The sequence below is a fragment of the Sulfitobacter sp. 1A12779 genome, from assembly GCF_043557315.1.
Lineage (GTDB): Bacteria > Pseudomonadota > Alphaproteobacteria > Rhodobacterales > Rhodobacteraceae > Sulfitobacter > Sulfitobacter faviae.
In genome coordinates this window covers 1-2,404 of sequence record NZ_JBIFFU010000062.1, presented here as the reverse complement: position 1 = coordinate 2,404, position 2,404 = coordinate 1, and the positions used below count along the sequence as shown (strand labels likewise).

Sequence of the window (2,404 nt, the reverse complement as noted above, 5' to 3'; positions counted from 1 at the left end):
GTATGCGGTGCGCCGCTCCCACACTTACAGCTTAGCGCTTGATCTGCGATTCAGAGGCTTCTTTGTTTTGTGGGGAGTTTCTCGATGGGAGCTACAAGCGAGTTTCTGGCAATGGTGCCTCGTCGTGCGGACGGGAAGCGGAATTGGCCGTCTGAGTTGAAAGCTCGGATTGTTGCTGAGACATTGATTGAAGGCGAGACGGTCAAGGCGGTGGCGAAGCGATACGAACTGATCCCCAGCACCGTGTCGGATTGGCGGCGGTTGGCGCGCCAGGGCAAGCTGGTTCTGCCAAACCTGGATGGCATGGATTTTGTGCCGGTCGAGATTGAAGCGCCTGCGCCCGAGGCCCAGCCTCTGGCGGCGACATCCTCCGGCACGATTGATGTGATCAAAGGCGATGTCACCGTTCGTCTTGATGCGGCGGCGACTGCGACACGGATCGCTGAGATCGCCCGGGCTTTGGTCACGTGATCACGCCGTCCCACAAGGTGCGGATTTTTGTCGCCAGTGATCCGGTGGACTTCCGCAAGGGCCACGATGGGTTGGCTGCTCTGGTTCAGAGCCAACTGCGTCAGAAGCCTTTTGATGGGTCGGTCTATGTGTTTCGGTCTAAGCGGGCGGATCGGCTGAAGTTGCTTTATTGGGACGGCAGCGGGCTTGTGATGGCGTACAAGCGGCTGGAGGATAACAGCTTTACATGGCCTGCGATCAAGAACGGGGTGATGCGGCTGGAACCGGCCCAGTTTGAGGCGCTGTTTGCGGGTTTGGACTGGCGGCGCGTGCGGCCTCTGGAGGTGGCAGCCCCAGCTGCGGCGGAGTGACTCACTGGCACGTTTGCACGGGTCATTCGGCCCTTGTTTTGCTATGGTATCGGTCATGACTGCACCTGACGAATTGCCTGATGACATTGCCGAATTGAAGGCGATCATCCGTGCGCAGCAGGATCAGAATGCGCGGCTGGAAGCCTTGGTCGCTTCCTTCAAAAAGGCGCTCTTCGGGGCCAAGTCCGAGAAGATCGATCCGGCCCAATATGAGCTGGAACTCGAAGATATCGAGACGGCCATCGCGCAGGTGGAAGCCGAGATCGACGCCGACGCGCGCACCGCGCCTGTGCGGCCCCCAAAGCCTCGCCAAACTAATCGCGGATCACTGCCCAAACATCTGGAACGGGTGGAGGTTGTCATTGAGCCAGAGTTGTCATGCGCGTGTGGAACTGAACGTCATGTCATTGGCGAAGATGTCAGCGAACGCTTGGACATCATTCCGGCGCAGTTCCGGGTGATTGTCACCCGGCGGCCCAAATACGCCTGCCGGTCCTGTGAGGGTGGGGTCACCCAAGTGCCCGCACCGGCCCACATTATCGCAGGTGGCATGCCGACCGAGGCCACGCTGGCGCATGTGCTCGTCTCCAAATACGCGGATCACCTGCCTCTTTACCGGCAAGCACAGATTTACAGCCGTCAGGGGATAGATCTGGATCGCTCGACCTTGGCGGCGTGGGTTGGCAAATCGGCGTTCGAATTGACCCCGGTTTATAATGCGCTCATGGACGACCTGAAACGCTCCACCAAGCTCTTCATGGATGAAACGCCCGCGCCGGTTCTGGCACCCGGGCGCAAACGCACAAAAACAGGATACTTTTGGGCGCTTGCCCGCAATGACAAGCCATGGAGTGGTGATGATCCTCCCGGTGTGGCCTTCACATATGCCCCGGGACGATCCGGCCAGCACGCAGATAATATTTTGAACGGCTTTAGCGGCACCCTGCAGGTGGACGGCTACGCAGGCTATAACCGCTTGCTGAAACGTCCGACGCAGGATGTGACGCTGGCCTATTGCTGGGCCCATGCCCGCCGCAAACTGCATGATGTTACCCAATCCGGAGCGGCACCAATCGCGCAGGAAGGTCTGAACCAAATCCAGGCACTCTACCGCATCGAAAAAGACCTGCGCGGCCTGTCTGCCGACCAACGCAGCGCTGCACGACAGAAACGCTCAAGACCCATCATCGATGCCTTCGAGCTTTGGCTCGCACAAAGCCGCGCCCGCGTCTCAAGCAAATCTCCGACTGGAGAAGCCCTGAAATACATCGCCAAATACTGGGACGGGCTGTGCCTGTTCCTCACCGATGGCCGCATCGAACTCGACAACAATCCAGTCGAGCGCACCATCCGTCCCATAGCCCTCAACCGCAAAAATGCGCTCTTCGCCGGACACGATGCCGGGGCGCAAAACTGGGCCGTCATCGCCTCCCTGATCGAGACCTGCAAACTCAATGGGATCGAGCCCCACGGCTATCTGTCAGGTGTCCTGACAGCTATCGCCCAAGGACACAAACAAACCGACATCAACGAACTGCTGCCTTGGAATTACGCCAAACCCGTGTGACCAGCGCACCGCTTAC

Annotated in this window: 3 protein-coding genes; all 3 read left to right on the top strand. The window is 59.1% G+C overall.

Features of this window, described 5'->3' with window-relative positions:
- The first annotated feature begins 84 nt into the window (after window positions 1-84).
- The 3 genes from ACGYLQ_RS20690 to tnpC are packed head-to-tail and all read left to right on the top strand — an operon-like array spanning window position 85 to window position 2,388.
- The gene (locus tag ACGYLQ_RS20690) at window positions 85-471 is read left to right on the top strand and encodes a transposase (protein WP_037954242.1); all 387 of its coding nucleotides are present in this window, start codon (window positions 85-87) and stop codon (window positions 469-471) included.
- Window positions 468-821, top strand: coding sequence for an IS66 family insertion sequence element accessory protein TnpB (tnpB, locus tag ACGYLQ_RS20685; RefSeq protein ID WP_067625283.1), 354 nt, complete (start codon window positions 468-470; stop codon window positions 819-821). Before ACGYLQ_RS20690 ends, tnpB begins: the two co-directional genes overlap by 4 nt.
- 55 nt (window positions 822-876) lie before the next feature.
- Window positions 877-2,388 carry an IS66 family transposase gene (tnpC, locus tag ACGYLQ_RS20680; RefSeq protein WP_069301426.1) on the top strand — a complete coding sequence of 504 codons (1,512 nt, stop codon included), beginning with the start codon at window positions 877-879 and terminating at the stop codon, window positions 2,386-2,388.
- Window positions 2,389-2,404: the final 16 nt, after the last annotated feature.

Bases quoted from the DNA above. Each gene is read 5' to 3' on its own strand.
- ACGYLQ_RS20690 (WP_037954242.1), top strand. From the start codon at position 85: ATGGGAGCTACAAGCGAGTTTCTGGCAATGGTGCCTCGTCGTGCGGAC.
- tnpC (WP_069301426.1), top strand. From the start codon at position 877: ATGACTGCACCTGACGAATTGCCTGATGACATTGCCGAATTGAAGGCG.